This is a genomic window from Nocardioides alkalitolerans DSM 16699 (assembly GCF_000426525.1).
In the GTDB taxonomy this organism is placed as follows: domain Bacteria; phylum Actinomycetota; class Actinomycetes; order Propionibacteriales; family Nocardioidaceae; genus Nocardioides; species Nocardioides alkalitolerans.
Genome location: NZ_KE384533.1, coordinates 644,108 through 660,877 on the forward strand (window position 1 = coordinate 644,108; position 16,770 = coordinate 660,877).

Below are 16,770 nucleotides of genomic sequence, written 5' to 3' on the forward strand. Positions count from 1 at the left end.
TCCCACGTGAGCCCACCGGGTCGTCCCCACGCCGGGTGGCGCTGGGGCACGCCCGTCATCCTCGTGCTCAGCGGCGGTCTCTTCGTCGCCAGCGCCCTCAGCAGCGACGGGACGGACCTGCGTCCGGGGCGCTACACCGACCTCGCCTCGCTCGTGCGCGCCGAGAGCGTGCAGGCCGAGGAGCTCACCGCCCGCGTCACCGAGCTCAACGACGAGGTGGCCGCTCTGTCGGGCGGTCTGGGCGACGCGGAGGTCGACGGCGTGCAGGCGGAGGTGGACGTGCTGCGCGACCCGGCTGGCCTCACCGAGGTGAGCGGCGAGGCCCTCACCATCACCCTGAGCGACTCGCCCGACGACGTCCGGCAGTCCTCGACCCGCAACCCGAACCTGTACGTCGTGCACCAGCAGGACATCCAGGCGGTCGTCAACGCCATGTGGTCCGGCGGCGCCGAGGCCGTGATGATCCAGGGACAGCGGATCGTCTCCACGACCGGGATCAAGTGCGAGGGCAACGCGATCCTGCTGCAGGGCATCCCGTACCCCCAGCCCTACGAGATCACCGCCGTCGGCGACGTCGACGAGCTGCGCGACGCGATCGACGCCGACGGTGACGTCAGCGTCTACCGGCGCCAGGCCGGCGACCCCGAGATCGCCATCGGTTGGGCGATCGACGAGGAGGACGACGTGGTCGCCCCGGCGTACCGCGGCCTCCTCGACCTCGACTACGCCACGCCGATCGCCTGAGGCGTCAGCCCCGGTCGATCGCCCGAGGCGTCAGCCCCCCGGCAGCACCGGGATGCCCGGGTCGGCGGGCGGCTCCGTGGCGGGCGGCTCCGTGGCCGGCGGCTCGGTGGTGGCCGGGGGAGTCGTCGGCGCGACGTAGGTGTTGATCTCGATCAGCACGGTCGACCCCTGCGGCTGGCGCGACCCGGCGGCCGGGAACTGGTTGAGCACCAGCCCGGAGCCCTCGTCCGGGTTCTCGGCCGTGCGCAGCTCGACCACGAAACCGGCCCCGCGGATCGCCTCCGACGCCGCGGCCTGCGAGAGGCCGATCAGCTCGGGCACGGCCTTCGGGCCGCGCGAGACCCGGATGGTCACCGACGTGCCCACCTCCACCGGGATGCCGGCCCGCGGGTTGGTCTCCGTGACGGTGCCCGCGGTCTCGTCGCTGTCGACCTCCTCGGTCTCGACGACGAGGCCCAGGGCCTCGAGGTTCGCCGTCGCCTCCTCGAAGTTGTCGCGCAGCACGTTCGGCACGACCACCTCCGGGCGACCGGTCGAGATCGTGAGCGTCACCGTGCTGCCGGGGTCGATGAAGGTGTCGCCGGGCGGGTCCTGCGCGATCACGCTGCCGGCCGGCACCTCCTCGGACGCCTCCTGCTCGACACGGTCGTTCACCACCAGCCCGCGCTCGGCGATCGCCGTGCGCGCGGCGTCCTCGGTCTCGCCGACGACGTCGGGCACGCGCACGTCGGAGGGCGGGTCCTCGAACATCTGCGGCAGGAAGATCACGGAGACGGCGACCAGCGCGGCCAGGAGCAGCGCGATCGCGATGATCCACGGCGCGCGCCGCGGGCCGCGCTCCTCGGGCCCGGCCTTCGGCGGCGTGCGCGTCGGGGGAGCGACGGCCGTGACCGGCGCGGGCGTCGCGACCGCGGTCGGCTCCGGCGCGGCCTCGACGACCGGCGCCTGCACCGGCCGACCGGCGAGGTAGCGCTCGATGTCGCTGCGCATCGCCGCGGAGGACTGGTAGCGGTCCTCGACGCGCTTGGCGAGCGACTGCATGACGATCTGGTCGATCTCGGGCGGGAGGCTCGGGTCGATCTCCGACGGCGGGGCCGCCTGCTCGCGCACGTGCTGGTAGGCCACGGCCACGGGGCTGTCGCCCACGAACGGCGGGCGCCCGGTGAGGAGCTCGTAGAGCAGGCAGCCGGTGGAGTAGACGTCGGAGCGGGAGTCGACGGTCTCGCCGCGCGCCTGCTCGGGGGAGAGGTACTGGGCCGTGCCGACCACGGCCGCGGTCTGCGTCATCGTCGAGGAGGCCTCGGAGACGGCGCGCGCGATGCCGAAGTCCATCACCTTGATGTCGCCGCCGGGCGTCAGCATGACGTTCCCCGGCTTGATGTCGCGGTGGATGATGCCGGCGCGGTGGCTGTAGTCGAGCGCGGAGAGCACGCCGCTCGTGATCTCGAGCGCGCGCTCGGGCAGGATCTTGCGGCCCTCGCGCAGCACGTCGCGCAGGGTCCGGCCCGCGACGTACTCCATGACGATGTAGGGCTGGGCGATGCCCTCGGGCGCCATCTCCTCGCCGGTGTCGTAGACGGCGACGATCGCGGGGTGGTTGAGGGACGCGGACGACTGCGCCTCGCGGCGGAACCGGGCCTGGAAGGTGGGGTCGCTGGCGAGGTCGGTGCGCAGCCGCTTGACCGCGACGACGCGCCCCAGGCGCGTGTCCATGCCCTTGCGGACCTCGGCCATGCCCCCACGCCCCAGCAGCTCGGCCAGCTCGTACCGGCCGCCCACCAGGGTCGTCTTCTCCGCGTCCGTCATCCCTCTCCCTCCGCGCCCGAGACCACCGAGCGGTTCACCAGCGCCGTCACGGCGCCTGCGTCTGCGTGGGCGAGCCGCCGGGGCCGCCCGGCGTACCGTTCCCGTTCCCGTTCCCGTTGCCGGGGTTCTCGGTGGGCTCCTCCGTCGGCTCCGGCTCCTCCTCGGGCGCCGGGCCCGCGTAGGTCACCGTCACCGAGTCGCCCTCGACCAGGTCGCTCGTCGGCGACACCGACGTCACGCGGCCCTCGGTCTCGGAGCCGTCGTTGGTCTCCTCGACGAGGTCCGGCGCGAGCCCGAGCTGGCGCAGCTGTGACTCGACCGCGTCGATCGGCTGCCCGACGTAGTCGCCCTCCTGGATCGAGAACGTCTCCGGCGGGGGCGGCTCCGAGGTCTCCTCGGTGGTCGGCTCCTCCGAGGGCGGCTCGGACGTCTCGGCCGGCGTCGTCTCCTCGGTCGTCGGCGCCGAGGTGGCGCTGGTGGTCGGCGTGTCGGCCGGGTCCTGCTCCTCGTCGCCGTTCATGGCCACGAACAGCCAGATGAGCGCGGCCACGAGCAGCAGCGCCAGCACGCCGGCGATCCACGGGAGCGGGCTCTTGCGGGCGGGCTCGCGCTCGTCGGGCTCGTCGTCGGGCACCGGCACGGGCACGACGGGCGGCGGCGCCACCGGCGTGGGGCGCCCGACGCTCGTCATCACCTGGGTGCCGGCGTCGTCGGCCGGCGTCGCGGCGGCCGCGACGGGGGCGGCGCCGACGCGGGACGGGTCCCGCAGGGCGCGCGCGAAGGCCGTGCCGTCGGAGAACCGCTCCTCCGGCTTCTTGGCCAGGGCACGTCGTACGACGGCCGCCAGCGCCGGCGGGACGGTGCCGGGCAGGTCGGGCACGGGGTCGCGCAGGTGGGCAAGCGCGGTGGCGACGGCGGTCTCGGCGACGAACGGTCGCCGGCCGGCGAGGCACTCGAAGGCCACGACGCCCAGCGAGTAGACGTCGGACTCCGGGCCGGCGGCCAGGCCCTGGGCCTGCTCGGGCGAGATGTACTGCGGCGTGCCCATGACCATGCCGGTCTGGGTGAGCGCGACGCCGTCGGCCGCCCGGGCGATGCCGAAGTCGGTGATCTTGAGCGTGCGCTCGCGGGTGACGAGCAGGTTGGCCGGCTTCACGTCGCGGTGCACGATGCCCGCGCGGTGGGCAGCGCCGATCGCCTCGGCGGCCTGCGTCATCAGGTCGACGGCCACGGCGGGCTCCATCGGCTGGTCGGGGCGCAGGAGGGCCGAGAGCGGCTGGCCCTCCACGAGCTCCATCACCAGGTAGGGCCGCGGCGACGCCGATCCGTCGACCGGGGAGGCCTGGCCGAAGTCGAAGATGCCCGCCACGTTCGGGTGGTGCAGCGCCGCGGCGTTGCGCGCCTCGGTCTCGAAGCGGCCGCGGAAGGTCGGGTCGTCGGCGTACTCGGCCTTGAGGACCTTCACCGCGACCGTGCGGCCCAGCGTCATGTCGCTCGAGCGCCACACCTCGCCCATGCCGCCGGTGGCGATGCGGGAGTCGAGCCGGTAGCGCCGCGCGTCGTCGGCGAACCTCTCGGGCGTCTCCATCGGGCCGGTGGGCTGGTCGGTCGGGTCAGTCATCGCTCTCCACTCCCAGGGCCTGCTCCATCACTGCGCGCGCCACGGGCCCGCCGAGGCCGCCGCCGGAGATCGTCACGTTCTCGTCCACGTTCTGCAGCATGACCGCGACGGCGACCTGGCGGCCGTCGCGCTCCCCGAAGGAGACGAACCAGGCGTAGGGGCGGCAGTCGGCGCAGGTCTCCGCCGTACCCGTCTTGCCGCCCACCGTCACGCCGTCGATCGCGGCCTGGCCGGCGGTGCCGTCGGTGACGGTGCTGACCATCATCTCCTGCAGCACGTCGGCGGTCCGAGAGCTCACGGCGGGGCCATCGCCCAGCTCCTCGGGCTCGGTCTTCGAGATCACGTCGAAGTCGGGCGACGTGATCTCGTCGACCAGGTAGGGGCGCATCAGCACGCCGTCGTTCGCGATCGCGGAGACCACCATCGCCATCTGCAGCGGCGTGGCCCGCACGTCCTGCTGGCCGATGCCGGACTTCGCGAGCAGGTCGTCGGAGGCGTTGTCGGGGTACGACGACGCCTCGACGCCCGGCAGGTCCTCGAGGTTGACCTCGTTGAAGCCGAACGCCTCCGCCTGCTCCGTCATCTTGTCCTGGCCGAGCTCGACCGCGAGCTGGAGGTAGGTCGTGTTGCAGGAGTTCTCGAGCGACTGGCGGAACGGGATGTCGCCGGAGCCGCAGTCGCGCCCGCCGTTGGCGATCGAGGTGCTCGTGCCCGGCAGCTCGTAGGACTGCCCGCCCGGCACCGGCGAGTCGGCCGTCAGGGAGTCGTCGTCCTCGAGCGCGGCGGCCGCGGTCACCAGCTTGAAGGTCGAGCCCGGCGGCAGCGTCGTGCCGACCGAGCGGTTCTCCAGCGGGCGCGTCGGGTCGGCGCTCAGGGCCTCGAAGTTCTCCTGCACCTGGCCGCCGTCGCGCAGGGCGAGGTCGTTGGGGTCGAACGTCGGCAGCGACGCCATCGCGAGGATGCGGCCGGTGCTCGGCTCGAGCGCCACGACCGAGCCCTGCACGTTGTCGCTGACCGCGGCCAGCTCGTCGTACGCGACCTGCTGGACCTCGGGGTCGATGGTGAGGCCCACGTTGCCGCCGGCCGGCTGGCGGTTGGCGAGGATGTCGAAGAGCTGGTTGACGAAGAGGCTCGGGTCGTCGCCCGAGAGCACGCCGTTCTGCGTGCGCTCCAGCTGGGTGGCGTTCGAGTAGTAGAACCAGCCCGTCAGGTGGGCGTAGGCCCCGGCGAGCGGGTAGGTGCGCTGGTACTGGTAACGGTCGTCGACCGCCACGCTCTCGGCGATCGGCGTGCGGCCCACGAGGATCGCGCCGCGCTCGGCCGAGAACCGGGCGTCGAGGGCCCGGCCGTTGCCGGGGCGGTCGTTGAGGCCGCCGGCCCGGAGGTACTGCAGGGACGTCGCGTTCGCCATGAGGGCGAGGAACAGCAGCATGCAGAACACGCCGACGGTGCGGATGGGCTTGTTCACGGCTTCACCACCTTCACGACCTGGGTCGCCTCGTCGGCGCCCCCGGGCTCGGGTGCGGCGCCGGCGTCGTGCGCGCTCGGGAGCGGACGACGGGCCTGGTCGGAGATGCGGAGCAGCAGCGCGATGATCACCCAGTTGGCGATGAGGGACGACCCGCCGTACGAGAGGAACGGCGTGGTCAGACCGGTGAGCGGGATGAGGGTGGTGACGCCGCCGACGACGACGAAGACCTGGAGCGCGACGATGCTCGCCAGCCCCGTGGCCATGAGCTTGCCGAAGCCGTCGCGGCACACGAGGGAGGCGCGGAGGCCGCGCTCGACGATGACGCCGTACATCAGGATCACGGCCATGACGCCCGTGAGGCCCAGCTCCTCGCCGATGGCGCCGATGATGAAGTCGGACTCGGCGTAGGGGATGCGCTCGGGGCTGCCGCCGCCGAAGCCGCGGCCCAGGAGACCGCCCCACGCCATGCCGTACATCGACTCGACGAGCTGGTAGCTGCCGGGCGTGCGGTCGACGTAGTCGAACGGGCTCAGCCAGATGTCGAAGCGGTTGCGCACGTGGGAGAAGGCCTGGTAGCCGAGGAACGCACCCGCCGCGAAGAGGGTGCCGCCCACGATCAGCCAGCCCGGGCGCTCGGTCGCGACGTACAGCAGCACCAGGAAGACGCCGAAGAACATCAGCGACGAGCCCAGGTCGCGCTGGAAGACGAGGATGCCGAGGCTGATCATCCACATGCCGAGGATCGGGCCGAGGTCGCGGCCGCGCGGGAAGTCGATGAACAACAGGCGCTTGCCGGCCAGCGCCAGTGCGTCGCGGTGCAGCACCAGGTAGCCGGAGAAGGTGACGACGAGCAGCACCTTCGCGACCTCGCCGGGCTGGAAGCTGAAGCCGGCGACGTTGATCCAGATGCGGGCGCCGTTGACGGTGCGCCCGACGACGGGCAGCAGCGGCAGGAGCAGCAGGGCGATCGCGACGAGGCCCGACGTGTAGGTGTAGCGCTGCAGCAGGCGGTGGTCGCGCAGCAGCGCGATCGTCGCGATGAAGAGCACGACGCCGAGCGTCATCCAGATCAGCTGCTGGCGCGCGAACGTGGTGTCGTCGGCGAGGTCGAGCCGGTGGATGACCGCGAGGCCCAGGCCGTTGAGGGCCGCCACCACCGGCAGCAGCACCGGGTCGGCGTACGGCGCCGTCATGCGGATCGCGATGTGCGCCGCGATCATCAGCGCCGCCAGCCAGCCCGTGTAGCCGACCATGTCGGCCGGGATCGTGCCCTCGATGCCGAGGCCGACCGCGGCGTACGCGCCCGCGCCCACCAGCAGGGCGAGCAGCAGCAGGAACAGCTCGGCGCCCCGCCGGGGGCGGTGCACGAACTGGTCCTGGGCCTGGGAATCTGGCTGCTGGGTCATGGTCATGAGCGACCGGCCACCTGGTCGTCGAGGGTGGCAATGATGCGGCGCGCGTCGTCGACGTCGTCGGCGGCGATGCCCTCGCGCACCTTGGCGGCGTCGAAGTCGGAGAGGTCGTCGACCTGGATCTCGCTGATCTCGATGCGCTCGCTCAGCGAGAAGCCGGGCAGGTCGTAGTCGATGCCGCGGAAGACGACGACCTGGCCGTCGTCCTCGGCCACGAAGTACTGGCGCTGGCTCCAGGCGTACGCCGTGCCGATCGCGGCCGCGAACAGGCCGAGCACGACGAGGAGCACGAAGAAGCGCTTGAGCCACACGAAGCGGCGCGGCGGCCGCGGGGCGTAGCGGGCGGCCTCGGGGTCGATGGGGTCGCTGGGGATGGCGAAGCCGATGTTGGCCGGGATGTCGACCGGCACGGGGTCGATCTCGCCCGTGTCGCCCGAGCGGTGGCCGCGGAAGAAGCCGCCGACGATGCCGGCGCCGCCCGCCGCGCGGCGGGGCAGCTCGGCCGCCGCGCCCACGAGGAGCGGCTCGCCCTCGGGCACGACCTGGCCCGTCACGTCGGCGACGACGCAGGTCACGTTGTCGGTGCTGCCCGCCTCGAGGCTCGCGCGCACCAGCTCGACGGCGGCGTAGTCCGGCGTGCCGGTCGAGAGGATGTCGGCGAGGCGGGCGTCGTCGAGCACGCCGCAGGCGCCGTCGCTGCACAGGAAGAGGCGGTCGCCGTCGGCGAGCTCGACCGTGAAGAGGTCCGGGTCGGTCTCGTGGACGCCGTCGAGGGCCTTGAGGATGAGGTTGCGGTGCGGGTGGGTGCGCGCCTCCTCCTCCGTGATGCGGCCCTCGTCGATGAGGCTCTGCACGAAGGTGTGGTCCTTCGTGAGCTGCGTCAGCTCGCCCGAGCGGTAGAGGTAGGCGCGGCTGTCGCCGACGTGGGCGATGCCGATGCGGGCGCCGTCGAAGAGCAGCACCGTCGCGGTGGTGCTGGTGCCGTTGAGCGCCGGGTCCTCGTCGACGAGCTCGCCGATGCGGTCGTGCGCGCGCAGCAGGCCGCCGGCGACGTGGCCGAGCAGGTCCTCGCCGGGCCGCTGGTCGAGCCGGCGCAGCTGGGAGATCGCGGTGCTCGAGGCGACGTCACCGCGGGCGGCGCCCCCGACGCCGTCGCACACGGCCAGGAGCCAGGCCCCGGCGTACCCCGAGTCCTGGTTGTCCTTGCGCACGCGCCCGACGTCGGAGACGGCGGAGAAGTCGAGGCTGAGGCCCGAGGGCTCGGCCGGCACCGGGGGGACCTCGCCGGTGACCTCGGTCGGGCTGATCTCGGTGTAGTCGACGCGCTGCGTCGTGGGGTTCGTGTCGTCGTCGAGGCCGCCGCCGGGGGCGTCCGCAGGGGCCGGGGCGTCGTTCTCGACCCGTCGGCTCGGGCGCGTGTCGGTGCCCAGCCGCTCCTCCAGGGAGGGGTCGGCCGTCACCGGCACCTCACGGGTGCGGTCGTCGTCGCCGGGCGGGGGGATGCCCGGCCCGGTGGGGGAGCTCGTCACGACGCTGCCTACTTCCTCAGCTCGAGAATCGTCTTGCCGATCCGCACCTGAGCCCCGAGAGTGAGCGTGGTGGGCTGCGATATCCGCGCCGAGCCGACGTACGTGCCGTTGGTCGACCCGAGGTCCTCCACGAACCACTGGTCGCCCGACTGGGCGATGCGCGCGTGACGGGTGGAGACGTAGTCGTCGTCGAGCCGGATCGCGGCGTCGTTGCCGCGGCCGATGAGGATGGGGCGCTCGTCGAGCTCCGCCCGCTCACCGGCGTTGGTGCCCTGGACGACCAGGACGTGGGTGGGCGAGCCCCGGCGGCGCGTCGGCTGCTGCTTCGCCGCCTTGGGCTGCTTGCCCGCCTTGGCCTTGCCCGGGCCCGACGCCGGCATCCGCGCCCCGAACATGTCGGAGCGGATCACCGACACGGCGGCGAGCACGAAGATCCACAGGATCGCCAGGTAGGCGAACCGGATGAGGAGCAGCGTCAGCGCACTCACTCAGACCCCCTCGGACACGAGTCGGACAGTCATGGTGGTGCTGCCGATCCGGACGGTGGTGCCGTCGTCCACGGGGGACTGCGCCACCTTCTGCCCGTCGACCAGCATGCCGTTGGTGGAGCCGAGGTCGCGCACCGCGATCTGCAACGGGCTGCCGTCCTCCGCGCGGCCGGTCACCACGCGGAACTCGATGTGGCGACGGCTCACGCCCGGGTCGTTGATGCGCACGTCGGCGTCGGTGCCCCGCCCCACCGTGGCGCCCGGGGGCGTCAGCGGGTGGGTGGTGCCGTTGATCTCGAGGTAGGCCGTGGCCCGGCCCGTCTGGGTGTGGGTCGCGTTGCTCGTCACCTTCGCCTGCGCGCGGCTGCGCACCCGCAGGCGGCCCGTCGGCAGGTCGTCGGCGAGCTCGAAGTCGACGCTCACGGGGCCGGGGAAGACGTAGGACTGCTGCTCCGCGTGGTCGCGCAGGCTGTCGACCATCTCCGCGGAGAGCGTCTCCTGGTACGGCGCCAGCCGGTCGAGGTCGGAGCGGGAGAGCTCGACGTGGAAGTCGTTCGGCACGATGCGCCGGTCGCGACTCAGGATCTGGGCGTTGTTGTCGACCTCGCGCTGCAGCGCCGCCGAGATCTCGACCGGCTGCACGGCGCTGCGGAACGCGCGCGCGAAGACGCCGGAGATGGCCGACTCGAGGCGGTTCTCGAACCGCTGGAACCCACCGCTCATCCCGCCTCCTCTTCCTGCTGACTCGTGGCTGACTCGTGGCTGACCACTGGCTGACTACTGGTTGACACGCACGGACGACGCACCCCGGGCCGTCGTCGGCCCCGGCTGCGGGCAAAGCGAGCAGCCCGCAGGGGGCGCGGGCTGTGCCGATCGTAACCATGGGGCGATGCCCGACGTCGCCAGGAGCCGCCGACCCGCGGGGCCGGTCTGCACCCGGTTTGGGAAAGGCGCGGGCGCTGGGCTACCTTTGGCGGGCTTCACGCGCGAGTGGCGGAATAGGCAGACGCGCACGGTTCAGGTCCGTGTGCCCGAAAGGGCGTGGGGGTTCAACTCCCCCCTCGCGCACGTGAGTCAGACCCCCGACCGGGTTCCGGTCGGGGGTCTGTCGCATTTCCCGATGGTCCCCCCCGGGGTCCGCGCCGGGGTGCCGGAACCGGGGCCTCGGGGGCCTCGGGAGACGCGGTCAGGCGCGACCGTCCGTGGGCGCCCGCTCCACCCCCCGAGGGGTGAAACCTGGCCGTACGCGTGCGGAATCGGCGGCCCACCTCTAGATTGCCGAGGTGAGCGACGACCATCCCAGCGCCGACCTGCGCGCCCTCTACGACGGGATCGACTGGTCGGCGACGCCCCTCGGGCCACGCGAGACGTGGTCGCCCACCCTCACCGGAACGCTCGACCTCGTGATGCGCACCCGGTTCCCGTCGGTCGTGTTCTGGGGGCCCGAGCTGATCCTGCTCTACAACGACGCCTACATCCAGATGATCGGCTCCAAGCACCCCGCGGCCCTCGGCGCGCCCACGAGGGAGACGTTCGAGGAGGCCTGGCCGCAGATCGGTCCGCTCATTCACGGCGTCCGCAGCGGCGCCGGCGCGACGTGGGCGACCGACGCGCTCATCCCGCTCGAGCGGCACGGCTACCTCGAGGACTGCTACTTCACCTTCTCCTACTCACCCGTCCACGGGCCCGACGGCTCGATCGAGGGCGTGCTCGACATCGCCGCGGAGACGACCACTGAGGTGTTGTCGCGGCGGCGGCTCGAGCTGCTCGCCCGGCTGGCCGACGTGATCGTCGGGGCGGAGACGGTGGCCGAGCTGCGGCTGGCCGCACTGTCGCTCCTGCGTGACCACAGCCTCGACCTGCCGGCCGTCGACATCCGGTTGCCGGTCGCCGCGGACGAGGAGCCGTCGCTCGTGACCTCGACGAGCGCCGCCTCGCAGATCCTGCCGGCCACCCTCGACGCCGACCTGCTGACGAGCAGCTTCCACGTGCAGGAGACCGGGCGCGACACCGTCGTGTGGCAGGCCCTGGACACCTCCCGCCGCGTCGGCCACGGTGGCGCCGTGCTCGTCTGCGCCGTCAGCGACCGTCTGCCGTTCGACGACGACTACCGGGACTTCCTCCGGCTGCTCGCGGGCGCGCTCTCGCAGGCGCTCACGCGTCTCGAGGTGCTCGAGTCGGAGCGCCGGGCCGCCGTGGCGGAGCGCGACATCTCCGTCGCCCTGCAGCAGAGCCTGCTGTCGACCCCGGCCCAGACCGACGCGGTCCAGGTGGCGGCGCGCTACGTGCCCGCCGGGGAGGTCGCCCAGATCGGCGGCGACTGGTACGACTCCTTCCACCAGCCCGACGGCACCCTCACCGTGACGGTCGGCGACATCGCCGGCCACGACCGCACCTCGGCGGTCGCGATGGCCCAGGTGCGCAACCTCATCCGCGGCATCGCCTTCGCCATCGAGGACAGCCCCGCCGGCGTGCTCGAGGTGCTCGACCGCGCGCTCGCCGGGCTGGCCGTCGACGCGGTGGCCTCGGCCGTGCTGGCCCGCATCGAGCAGACCGACGAGCAGGCGCTGCGCGGGGAGCGGACCCTGCGGTGGTCCCGCGCCGGGCACCCACCGCCGGTCGTGATCAGGCCCGACGGCACGGCCGAGCTGCTGGACCTCGGCGGCGAGCTGCTGCTCGGCGTCGACCCCGACACCTCCCGCAAGGACCAGGACATCCTGCTCGCTCCCGGCTCGACCGTCGTGCTCTACACCGACGGCCTGGTCGAGCGACGTCGCGTGCCGATCGACCTCAGCCTCGAGGTGCTGCGCTCCGAGCTGGAGGGCCAGCACCTCACCGACGCCGAGCTGCTCTGCGACAAGCTCCTGCTGACGTTCGCCGACGAGCCCGACGACGACATCTGCGTGATGGTGCTGCGCACCTGAGGCGCCCTCCGTGCCCGTGGAGGATCTGATCGAGGAGGAACGCCCGTGAGGATCGCCGTCGCCGGAGGGACGGGCGTCGTCGGACGCCACGTCGTCGAGGTCGCCCGGGCCCGCGGTCACGACGTGGTGGTGCTGAGCCGGGCCCACGGGGTGGACCTGGTGGCCGGCACCGGCCCCGACGGTCCGCTGGCCCCGGTGCTCGACGGGGTCGACGCCGTCGTCGACGTGGCGTCCACGCCGACCGTCTCGGCGAAGGCGTCGCGGGCGTTCTTCGGCGCCGTCACCGGTCACCTGCTCGCGGCCGAGCACGCCGCCGGGGTCGCCCACCACGTGGCGCTGTCGATCGTCGGCGTCGACCGGGCGCCGCACGCGTACTACGCCGGCAAGGTGCTGCAGGAGCAGCTGGTCGTCGACGGGGGCGTGCCCTGGACGCTGCTGCGCGCCACCCAGTTCCACGAGTTCGCCGCGCAGGTGCACGGCCAGACCAGGGTGGGGCCGCTCGTCGTCGTACCCCGGATGACGTCGCAGCCCGTCGCGGCCCGCGAGGTGGGGGAGCGCCTCGTCGACCTGGCCGAGGAAGACCCGGCGGGCCGCGTGCCGGACCTCGGCGGGCCACGGGAGGAGCAGGTGGTCGACATGGTGCGCGCGTACGCCGCGGCGACCCGGGCGCGGGGGCGGATCGTCGGGCTGCGGGTGCCGGGCGCCTACGGGCGTGCGATGCGGGACGGGACCCTGGTCCCCGGGCCGGGCGCCGACCACGGGGTCCAGACGTACGACGCGTGGCTGCGGGCGACGTACGTCGGATGACGGGGTCGGCCGAGGTTGAAGCCTCGACCGACCTGGCGACGCAACCTGGTGCTCTGCGCTCGAAGTTCAGGGCGCCAGGTTCCGGTTTCGCCGCTCGAGTGGATAAACCGGACGACGAGCCCGCCCCCACCCGTTCCGACATCTGACGGAAGAACACCGCCGAGATCCCGACGACTCTCGGTCGTGACCCGGCTCACACGGCGGCCAGACTCACCGGCATGTCTTCCGCTGCGGTGGCTCAGGTCACCCACCGCCCCACGCTCGCCGTGGGGATCGTCGGCGTCGGCGCCATGGGCTTCCCGATGGCGCTGCGCCTGCAGGGCGGCGGCCTCGACGTCCGGGCGGTCGACGTCGTGCCCGCCTCGGTCGACCGCTGCCGCGACGCCGGGCTGACCGCCGCCACGACCACCGACCACCTCGCCGGCTGCGACGTCGTGCTCGTCATGGTCGCGACCGCGCTCCAGCTCGACGAGCTGCTCGACGCGCCGGTCGTGACCGGCGGCGGGCTGCGCGGCGCCGTGCTCGTCGTGATGTCGACCGTCGGCCCCGAGGCGCTGCGCTCCGCGGCGGCCGTGGCGGCGTCGTACGGCGTCGAGGTCGTCGACTGCCCGGTCTCCGGCGGGGTCGTCGGCGCGACCGAGGGCACCCTCGCCCTCTTCGTCGCGGGCGAGCCGACCCTCGTGGAGCGGGTCCGGCCCGTGCTCGAGCTGACCGGCCGCCCCCACGTCGTGGGCGAGCGCCCGGGCGACGGCCAGTCGGTGAAGCTGGTCAACCAGATGCTCGCGAGCATCCACCTGGTCGCCGCCGCCGAGGCCACGGCGTTCGCGCAGCGGCTCGGCCTCGACGCCAACGTCGTGCGCCCGCTCCTGCTGCAGGGCGCCGCGTCGTCGTGGATGCTCGGCGACCGCGGTCCCCGGCTCGCGGCCGACGTCGCGACCCGGCCCGTGCAGTCCCACCTCGACATCTTCGTCAAGGACAGCGGCCTCGTCGCCGCCGCCGCCCGCGACGCCGGCCAGCTGGCGCCGCTCACCGAGGTCGCCGCGGACCTCTGGTCGCGCGCCGCCGCCGCCGGGCTCGGCCGCGGCGACGACTCCGGCGTCATCGAGATGCTCCGCGCGCCCTGACGCGCCCCCGCCCGCACCCCCGCCGTACGCACGCCCCCGGAGCGCTCAGGCGCTCTCCCGTCCTGCTCCGTCCCGTCCCGCTGGTCCATAGTGAGGTCCGCCATGTCCACGTCCACCCCTGCCGGCGCGCCCGCCGCCCCGCCCTCCCGCCCGGCCGACTCGGCCGAGGTCGAGGAGCTGCGCGGTCGCGTGCGTCGCAAGACGCTGCTCCGCCTGATGCCGTTCCTGCTGCTCTGCTACTTCGTCAACTACCTCGACCGCAGCAACATCGGCATCGCGGGCCCCAACGGCATGAACGACGCGCTGGGCCTCACCGCGACGATGTTCGGGTTCGCCTCGGGCATCTTCTTCGTCGGCTACATCCTGCTCGAGGTGCCGTCGAACCTGGCGCTGCACAAGTTCGGCGCCCGCAAGTGGATCGCCCGCATCCTCATCAGCTGGGGCATCGTCGCCACCGCGACCGCGTTCGTGTCGAACGCGCCGATGCTCTACGTGCTCCGGTTCCTGCTCGGCATCGCGGAGGCCGGCTTCACGCCCGGCATCCTGCTCTACCTGACCTACTGGTTCACCCAGCGCAACCGGGCGCAGGCGTTCGCGTTCTTCCTCGTCGGCATCCCGCTCTCCTCGACCATCGGTGCACCGCTCGCCGCCTGGCTGATCTCGGTCGGCGACGGCCTGCTCCTCGGCCTCGAGGGCTGGCGCTTCATGATCCTCATCACCGGTCTCCCGGCGGTGCTGCTGGGCCTGCTCTGCCTCTTCGTGCTCTGCGACCGTCCCCAGGACGCGAAGTGGCTGACCCCGGAGGAGAAGGCGCTGCTCGCGGCCGACCTCGCCGCCGAGGGACCTTCGGAGTCGCACCACGGCGTGCGCGGCGTGCTGCGCAACAGTCGCGTCTGGGTGCTCGGGCTCTGCTACTTCGGCCTCGTCTACGGCCTCTACGCCATCGCCTTCTTCCTGCCGACGATCATCGCGGGCTTCCAGGAGCGGTTCGGCGTCGAGTACTCCGTCACCCAGGTCGGGCTGCTCACCGCGATCCCGTACGGCTTCGCGGTCGTCTTCACCCTCTTCTGGGCGAGCCACTCCCGCCGTACCGACGAGGTGCCCCTCCACGTGGCTGTCTCCGGCGTGATGGGCGCGGTCGGCATCGTCGTCGCGATCCTCGCCGGCTCGCCGGTCGTCACCCTGGTGGGCGTCGCGATCGCCGCGATGGGCCTGTGCTCCGGCATCCCCATCTCGTTCGGCATGTCGACCAAGTTCCTCGCCGGGGCCGCGGCCGCAGCGGGCCTCGCGCTCATCAACACCGTCGGCAACCTCGGTGGCTTCCTCGGCCCGTTCATCTACGGCTGGGTCAAGGACCTCACCGGCTCCGACGACGTCGGGCTCTACCTGATCGCCGGGCTGTGCCTCATGTCGTCCGTCATCGCGTGGACGGTCTCGCGCTGGAGCAACCTCGGGACGCCGGCCGCCTCGGGCACCCCCGGCGCCGGTGGCCCCGCCACCCCCGTCGAGCCCGCGCCGGCGAAGCCGACCGTGTCCGCCTGACCGGTCAGCCCAGCAGGTCGAGCACCAGCAGCCCCTGGTGGAGGGCGAGGCGGACCTCGCCCGAGTCCAGCGGGCTGCCGGTGATCTCGGCGATGCGCTCGAGGCGGTAGTAGAGCGACGTGCGGTGCAGGTGCAGCTCGGTCGCCGCCTCGCCCACGTTGCCGCCGTGGGCGAGGAAGCAGCGCAGCGTCGGCACGAGCTTCCCGCCCCGGTCGGCGGCCCGCAGGCGCAGCAGGCCGGCGGGCACCAGCTCCTCGGTGAGGGTCTCGGGCGGTACGGCGAGGAGCGGCACGTAGCCGCCGAGGTCGTCGTACGACGCCAGCCCGCCGAACGCGGGCACGCGCGCCGCCGCCCGCGTGGCCAGCACCGCGCCCCGCCCGGCGCGGGCGCAGTCGTCGAGGTCGGCCACGGCCGGCCCGATCCCGACCACCACGTCGCCCCCCTGCTCCAGCAGGGGGGCGATCGTGTCGCGCAGGGTCTCCGCCTGGCGGCGCAGGTGCGGCGCCACCTCGGTCTGGCTCCACACCTGCACGAGGGCGAGGCGGTGGCCGTCCACGGCGTACGCACCGGTCGACGGGCGACCCCGCAGCACGCCCTCGGCGGCGACCCGCAGGGCCGTCACGGTGCCGGGGTGCACGCCGCCCTCCGCGTGGGTGACCTCGGCGGTGAGCACCGAGAACCAGCGCCCTGCTTTCAGGTAGCCGCGCTCCACGAGCACCCGCCCCGCCTCGTGGCGGGCCTCGGCGCCCGACGCGAGCAGCTGGCGCACCAGCTCCTCCGTCGCCGCGCGCTCGCGGTCGTCGGCGATCTGCTCGCGGTAGAGGAGGGTGGCCAGCTCGTCGGCCGCCTGCGCCAGGCGCGCGACCTCGCCCGCGTCCATCGAGGCGTCGGCGTCGATGACGATGAGCAGCCCGAGCACCTGGCCGCGCCAGCGCACGGGCATCGCGTGCCGCCGCCCCATCCCGATGTCGTCGCGGGCCGGGATGACGCCGGGGCTCGTCCACCGCAGCACGCCCTGGTCGAGGATGTGCGCGATCGCGGGTGAGCCGACGTCGCGCTGCAGGACGGCGCGGATGCGCTGCTCGTCCTGGTCGCCGTAGTGGCGGCTCGCGGCGATGAGGGTGATGTCGGGGTCGTCGAGCACGACGGAGCGCTGCAGGTGCTCCGCCAGCTGGTCGACGACGCGTTGCAGGTCTCGGGTGGCCATCGCCGGTAGGTCTACCACGCGGGCCGCGCGTTCTTCCGACAGATGACGGAAAACGGCCGGCGCCTCCCCGACGCGCCACGGTGGGACCCACGTCA

The 16,770-nt window shown here is 73.2% G+C and carries 13 protein-coding genes and 1 tRNA gene; 6 read left to right on the top strand and 8 right to left on the bottom strand.

Annotated features, from left to right (window positions below):
- Positions 1 to 6 precede the first annotated feature (6 nt).
- Positions 7 to 744 carry a DUF881 domain-containing protein gene (locus K329_RS0119895; protein WP_028474421.1) on the top strand — a complete coding sequence of 246 codons (738 nt, stop codon included), beginning with the start codon at positions 7 to 9 and terminating at the stop codon, positions 742 to 744.
- Between the two features lie 30 nt (positions 745 to 774).
- Here K329_RS0119895 and pknB read toward each other — a convergent pair whose 3' ends face one another.
- The 7 genes from pknB to K329_RS0119930 are packed head-to-tail and all read right to left on the bottom strand — an operon-like array spanning position 775 to position 9,794.
- Entirely contained in the window at positions 775 to 2,550 is a 1,776-nt protein-coding gene (gene pknB, locus K329_RS28240) for a Stk1 family PASTA domain-containing Ser/Thr kinase (RefSeq protein ID WP_043644288.1), read from the bottom strand.
- A gap of 46 nt (positions 2,551 to 2,596) precedes the next feature.
- Positions 2,597 to 4,171, bottom strand: coding sequence for a serine/threonine protein kinase (locus tag K329_RS28245; protein WP_052337146.1), 1,575 nt, complete (start codon positions 4,169 to 4,171; stop codon positions 2,597 to 2,599).
- Entirely contained in the window at positions 4,164 to 5,639 is a 1,476-nt protein-coding gene (locus K329_RS0119910) for a peptidoglycan D,D-transpeptidase FtsI family protein (protein WP_028474422.1), read from the bottom strand. Before K329_RS0119910 ends, K329_RS28245 begins: the two co-directional genes overlap by 8 nt.
- Positions 5,636 to 7,048 (bottom strand): FtsW/RodA/SpoVE family cell cycle protein, encoded by a 1,413-nt coding sequence (locus K329_RS0119915; protein ID WP_028474423.1) that lies wholly within the window; start codon positions 7,046 to 7,048, stop codon positions 5,636 to 5,638. Before K329_RS0119915 ends, K329_RS0119910 begins: the two co-directional genes overlap by 4 nt.
- 2 nt (positions 7,049 to 7,050) lie before the next feature.
- Positions 7,051 to 8,583, bottom strand: a complete 1,533-nt coding sequence (locus tag K329_RS28250) for a PP2C family protein-serine/threonine phosphatase (protein WP_245596622.1) — start codon at positions 8,581 to 8,583, stop codon at positions 7,051 to 7,053.
- 8 nt (positions 8,584 to 8,591) lie between these two features.
- On the bottom strand, positions 8,592 to 9,071 hold the full coding sequence (locus K329_RS0119925; protein WP_028474424.1) for an FHA domain-containing protein FhaB/FipA: 480 nt from the start codon (positions 9,069 to 9,071) through the stop codon (positions 8,592 to 8,594).
- Positions 9,072 to 9,794 (bottom strand): FHA domain-containing protein, encoded by a 723-nt coding sequence (locus tag K329_RS0119930; RefSeq protein WP_028474425.1) that lies wholly within the window; start codon positions 9,792 to 9,794, stop codon positions 9,072 to 9,074. It lies immediately after the preceding gene.
- Positions 9,795 to 10,055: 261 nt separating this feature from the next.
- Here K329_RS0119930 and K329_RS0119935 point away from each other — a divergent pair.
- The 5 genes from K329_RS0119935 (at position 10,056) to K329_RS28260 (ending at position 15,468) form a co-directional block, all read left to right on the top strand.
- Positions 10,056 to 10,139: transfer RNA gene (locus tag K329_RS0119935), tRNA-Leu, on the top strand.
- A gap of 215 nt (positions 10,140 to 10,354) precedes the next feature.
- Positions 10,355 to 11,995, top strand: coding sequence for a PP2C family protein-serine/threonine phosphatase (locus K329_RS29925; RefSeq protein WP_052337147.1), 1,641 nt, complete (start codon positions 10,355 to 10,357; stop codon positions 11,993 to 11,995).
- A 45-nt stretch (positions 11,996 to 12,040) separates the two neighbouring features.
- Positions 12,041 to 12,802, top strand: a complete 762-nt coding sequence (locus tag K329_RS0119945) for an SDR family oxidoreductase (protein ID WP_028474426.1) — start codon at positions 12,041 to 12,043, stop codon at positions 12,800 to 12,802.
- A gap of 218 nt (positions 12,803 to 13,020) precedes the next feature.
- The gene (locus tag K329_RS0119950) at positions 13,021 to 13,926 is read left to right on the top strand and encodes an NAD(P)-dependent oxidoreductase (RefSeq protein WP_028474427.1); all 906 of its coding nucleotides are present in this window, start codon (positions 13,021 to 13,023) and stop codon (positions 13,924 to 13,926) included.
- A 102-nt stretch (positions 13,927 to 14,028) separates the two neighbouring features.
- Positions 14,029 to 15,468: an MFS transporter gene (locus K329_RS28260; protein ID WP_211225915.1), complete on the top strand. Its 1,440-nt coding sequence runs from the start codon at positions 14,029 to 14,031 to the stop codon at positions 15,466 to 15,468.
- Between the two features lie 4 nt (positions 15,469 to 15,472).
- Here the strand turns inward: K329_RS28260 and K329_RS0119960 are convergent, their stop codons facing one another.
- The gene (locus K329_RS0119960) at positions 15,473 to 16,675 is read right to left on the bottom strand and encodes a PucR family transcriptional regulator (protein ID WP_028474428.1); all 1,203 of its coding nucleotides are present in this window, start codon (positions 16,673 to 16,675) and stop codon (positions 15,473 to 15,475) included.
- Positions 16,676 to 16,770 lie beyond the last annotated feature (95 nt).